The sequence below is a fragment of the Bradyrhizobium sp. UFLA06-06 genome (assembly GCF_054820065.1).
This window is the reverse complement of sequence record NZ_JADFUD010000134.1, coordinates 1-4,831: the sequence shown is the minus strand read 5'-3', so window position 1 is coordinate 4,831 and position 4,831 is coordinate 1. Positions and strand designations below refer to the sequence as shown.

General features: G+C 57.2%; 5 protein-coding genes. All 5 read left to right on the top strand.

Annotated elements, in window-relative coordinates:
• The first annotated feature begins 480 nt into the window (after positions 1-480).
• Positions 481-672, top strand: coding sequence for a hypothetical protein (locus tag IF803_RS42175; RefSeq protein ID WP_245288930.1), 192 nt, complete (start codon positions 481-483; stop codon positions 670-672).
• On the top strand, positions 666-920 hold the full coding sequence (locus IF803_RS42170) for a hypothetical protein (RefSeq protein ID WP_028344491.1): 255 nt from the start codon (positions 666-668) through the stop codon (positions 918-920). Before IF803_RS42175 ends, IF803_RS42170 begins: the two co-directional genes overlap by 7 nt.
• 246 nt (positions 921-1,166) lie before the next feature.
• Positions 1,167-2,063, top strand: coding sequence for a non-homologous end-joining DNA ligase (gene ligD / locus IF803_RS42165; protein WP_461196122.1), 897 nt, complete (start codon positions 1,167-1,169; stop codon positions 2,061-2,063).
• Positions 2,064-2,106: 43 nt separating this feature from the next.
• Entirely contained in the window at positions 2,107-2,268 is a 162-nt protein-coding gene (locus IF803_RS42160; RefSeq protein WP_080687013.1) for a DUF2934 domain-containing protein, read from the top strand.
• A gap of 2,143 nt (positions 2,269-4,411) precedes the next feature.
• On the top strand, positions 4,412-4,831 hold a 420-nt coding region (locus IF803_RS42155), incomplete at its 3' end, for a hypothetical protein (RefSeq protein ID WP_461196121.1).

The window sequence follows — 4,831 nt, the reverse complement described above, 5'->3', positions numbered from 1 at the left end:
CGCACAGTTCAGGAACTGAGAAAGATGGGATTGCTCGATTGGCGCGGACAAATCGCCTACGTGCTTCGGCGCGAGGAACTTGAAACGGTGGCCGAGTTCAGCGCCGATTATCTCCATGCGCTAAAAGTCCCAATTCCGCACGGGATCATAACGGCTGCCGAGTGAAGTTGAACGCCTGCATTTCGCCGAGACCGACGAATCAAACCACCCGAGGGACGAACTGAACGACCGGAGTTCGGTTTGCTAGCTCTCGCGTCTCTGCCCCCGAGCCCCGATAGCGATTCCCGGCGCTTGTGAAAACGTCCAGTGCCGGCGTCGCTGGTTCGGTCGGAGAAGCGGCTGCGAAACCTAGTCGGAGGGCCCATCGTGCTTTCTGACGGATTGACTCGGTGTTCTCTTTTCGTTCTTATGGCGGCTCACCGAAGTTTCAGAGCGAACCAAATGCCCACCCTCGAATTCCTCCGTTCGGAGATCGAGCGCATGCGCGTGCAGGTCAGCCGCCAGCGCAAGGAAATCCTCCAACTCCAGAGAGCCGGCATCCCGACCAGCTCAGCCGAGGCGCTGCTTCAGCGCATGCTCGACAAGATCGATACCCTTTGTGCCGACAGGGACCGGATGAAGGCTCAGCTGCCGAAGCCGAACGGACGCGTACTCGGAGGCCGGAAATGGTGAGCGAGCGCCCGCAGTGGTTCGACGATTGGAAAAATCCACCGCCGTTCGTCAAAGCCCTGAACGAAGTCCGGCAGCTCTCTTGCCGGGAAGGCTGGTGCTATCACCACATCCAGGCCATCCAGGTCGCCATCGACCAGTACGCCGAAGCCGCTCTCGGCAATCGCGAATTCTTTCTGAACCGGCCGTACAGCATCGGCCCAGCAGGAAGAGCGATGTCTCGTAAGGAAATGGGACCCTCGCAAAGCTAAAAGGGGCCGCGTCACGCGAACGGCCCCTACCGGAAATGCTGAAAAAATCGACCTTAATGAAAAAAGCTCCAGCACCCGCAATATGTCCTGCGAGCGCTGAAAGCAGATTCCGTAAAAACACGGATACGAGCGGGCAAGGGAAAGGAACGCCACAGCCACGCCAGCGTTTGCAAGGCGTGGAAGCAGTAACTGTGTACACTGTCCGTCGTTGGATCCCAGCGGCGGGCTTTTTGTGAGTTGAGTTCTTTGTCCAAGCGTATCGAGATGCCAGGGTTCATTAAGCCCCAGCTCGCGACCCTGCGGAGCAAGGCTCCATCAGGAGACAAGTGGATTCACGAGATCAAATATGACGGCTACCGCATCCAATTTCACCTCGATCGCGGCAAGGCCAAAGCGTTCACTCGCAACGGCCTGAACTGGATCAAAAGATTCTCCGTCATTGCCGGTGCGTTTGACATTCCCGGAAAGGCAATCATCGACGGCGAGGTTGTTGTCGTCCATGAGGGTCGGACCAACTTCTCCGAGCTGCAAGCAGAACTCGCCAGAAGCGACCAGGACCGCTTGCTGTACTACGCCTTCGATCTCCTGTGGCTCGACGGGCAAGACTTGCGCAAGCGGCCGCAGATTGAGCGCAAGGCGATGCTGCGAGGACTGTTCGATTCCTATCAGCTTGAGCCACCCGTACTTTTTAGCGAGCACCTGATTGGCGATGGCCAGCAGCTGTTTGAGCATGCGCGCAAGCTCAAGTACGAGGGCATCATTTCGAAAAACGCGGATGCGCCCTACCGCTCGGAGAGAACTGACGCCTGGGTGAAGGTGAAGACGGTGCAGCGCGAGAAGTTTCCCGTCGTCGGCTTCATCAAGGATCCGACGGGCATTGCAGCGCTGTACCTGGCCAAGCAGCAGGGCAAGGAGCTGGTCTACATGGGCAAGGTCGGCACCGGCTGGTCGCGGACCGTATCCAGCCAAATCCGAAAGCAGCTCGATACAGTCGTGAGCCCGAAGTCCAAGCTCACCAAGCCAGTTGGGAAACCGAAGGCTACCTGGGTTGAACCATCGTTCGTCGCCGACATCGAATATCGCGACGTCACGTCAGAAGGGCTGCTACGAGCAAGTTCGTTCAAGGGCCTGTCGAGGAAGTAGGAACGCAAGAAGGTCCCGCTCGTTGAGGATTAGGAGAAGTCCGATGAACAAGCGGATTGATGAAGCCGTAGCGGCCCGTGCCTACCAGCTCTGGGAAAAGGCCGGCAAACCCGAAGGACGAGATGAGGAGTTCTGGCACTTGGCCGAGCAGGAATTGATCAACGAGGATAAAAGCTCTCCGCTGCGAACCCCCGACACGCTGTGACCAACCCGAATTGTCCAATTTGTCATGGTCTCGGCTGGGTTTGCGAGAACCATCCGCACCTTGCTTGGACCGATGATCCCACCGGCTGCATGTGCGGCGCCGGCACGCGATGCGAATGCAACCGCTCCGCAAATATCGATGCAGGCATTGAGGAGCCGGATGTGAGCGGGGTGCTCATCGAGATCCCGCCCAGCAAGGGCTAGCGTTGGCCTCGCTTGGTCGTCTTCTTCCGCCGATTATATGGAGAGCGGTTGGTGGGCTTTAGCGAGATGCCCTCGCGCTGTGCCTTGCTGGCGATCGAGCCGGGTGGGCGCTCCATCTTCAGGCTGATGACCCCGGTGGGCGTGTTTGCTTTCGCCAGTGACCGAAGCTGCTTCACCTCCTTCTCAGTCCACGGCTGACGCGAGCGCTGCTTGTATTTTGGGTTAGATTTGCGTGGGCCCTTTCTGCCAATAGGCGAGCCAGGTCGTTTCCATGCTGCTTGTGCCATGAATGTACCTCCGTCCCCTGAACGCTCAAATCATCTAGCCAGTTCCTACAGGAACGCGACGACCGGGATTCCGTTAATAAGAAAGGACAAGCTGCATTCGCCAGCCGCCAATGCCGGACATGGGTTTGGCATTCGGACGAGGAGATTCGCGAGATCATCGAAAGCTGTCCGAAAAGAGCGGAGACTGAGCTATGACCAGAGAGCAGGAAGTCAGCGCAGAATGCGCTAGAGAAGCTCGCAAGCAAGCGGAGCTTCTCCCGCCAGGTCCAGTTCGAGACGCGCTGTTGGAAAAAGCTCGCCAATACGAGTTGCTCCTTCAGGTTCACAATGTAGGCACCCAAGCCAAATAGGGCGCGGTGGCACATCAAAGCGATGCCAAGCCAGTCTGCTGCTAAAGAAAGGCTTGGCAGGGCCCGAAGTATTGCTCCCAACCACCAAGCACCAAAGTCTCCCGGCTTCTAAATATCTCCGTTGGGGCTGATCTGGCATCAGCTGACCACCCCATTCGCAACTGAACGGAGATATGATGACTAGTAAGTCGACCCGCTGGCACGATCCAGCATTCAAAAACTCAAAATCCACAAGCACCCAAGATCGCCTTATCGGCAACTATCCCTCGCATCTTCGTGGGATGGCGACCAACCGGTATGGCGGCAACAACCTTCAACATGAACGCGGACTGCGAGGCGGGACGTATGGGGCGGCAGGTCCCGCTCGCGTCTACACTGAAGAGCAACGTAGGCAATATGAGAGCGATCTACGCCAGCGTGGAGAGCTCTCGTGAACCGCTCACCCTCAGCACCGCGATCGCTCTGGGACGAGCCAGAGGATTCATCCTTTATACCGTTGATCGCACGACCTGCACCGCTAGAACCGCGCAAGACGTATCGCCAACGATATCCAGGTTCGCTGCCAACTGACGTCCTCGAATGGCTTCAATTGAATAAGCCACAAAGCTTCGATGAGCTGATGGACTTACGGAGAGCATTGTACGCGCGCCGGACCACGGGCCAGTATCGAATTCGGTTGGGTGGGCTCACACTGACCGGCGAGCAAAAGATGCTTCTGACAGGCCCGACCAGTGCAGTCCTCATTCTCAGCGACAAGGCACGCCATTTCCTGCTGCGCACACTCTGCCGATTGCGAAAGTCGGAACGTTGGCCGCCCATCCGGTACTGATGCCAACGTCTCTTTCCGTCAGCCGCGACATTCTGGCGAGCCTAATCAACGCGGTGCCGTTTGAAAATCCGGTAGCTGTAACTCTGACTATGAAGAAGCGTGCGGGAGCGAGAGTCGCAGATGACATTGTCGCATCAGCGAACCTTCGGCTCTTTCGCGTCCGCTTGGAGACCAGAGTGCTGGGTCGTGCAGCGAAGGTACATGGCAAGCGATTGCGTATGGTCTGCGTCTTGGAAATGAGTGCCGACCACCGGCTGCACTATCACTGCATATTTGAGCGCCCCTACCACTACTCTTTTGAGCGTTTCGAGGCGATCATTCGAGGCCAATTGTGTCCGAGGCCATGAAAACCTCGTCTAGCGCTCTGCACGTGGCCTAGTCGACGGCAGTTCATAGCGGATATGTTGGTCATCCGGTCCCGCAATGATTGCAGGCTTAGTGTGGGAGTTCGGTAGAACGAGCGAGGGGATTTCAATGTCAAAGATGGCTGCGCGCAAGCGAAAGGATCGCGCGAGGGATCTCATCGTTGAGATGGAGGCGCTTCGCACGCAACGAAACGAATATGGATCGGTTAGCCTCGCGCGGATAAAAAACTGGACGCTTGCCAGGAAAGTGGCGGCAAGCCTGCTAGCCGACGCGGGGCTGGATATCTCGAATGAACGACACGTGACCGCGTTTCTCGTTCTTGTGGCCGCGCATCTTCACTTAGACTTCCTACCAGGCGCAAAGTCAAAACTGCCCGTCGACAATTTTACGCTGTTGAAGATGGCTTGTCGGGCATGCCGTGTCGATCGGACGCACACGTTCAGTGAAATCTGTATAGCGCGACAATCTGGGTGGGAAGCGCACGACAATCAGGATGGCGAGTCGGTGTCGCGGCGAGGTGATGATTGC

Bases quoted from the DNA above. Each gene is read 5' to 3' on its own strand.
- IF803_RS42160 (WP_080687013.1), top strand. From the start codon at position 2,107: ATGAACAAGCGGATTGATGAAGCCGTAGCGGCCCGTGCCTACCAGCTC.
- IF803_RS42175 (WP_245288930.1), top strand. From the start codon at position 481: ATGCGCGTGCAGGTCAGCCGCCAGCGCAAGGAAATCCTCCAACTCCAG.
- IF803_RS42170 (WP_028344491.1), top strand. From the start codon at position 666: ATGGTGAGCGAGCGCCCGCAGTGGTTCGACGATTGGAAAAATCCACCG.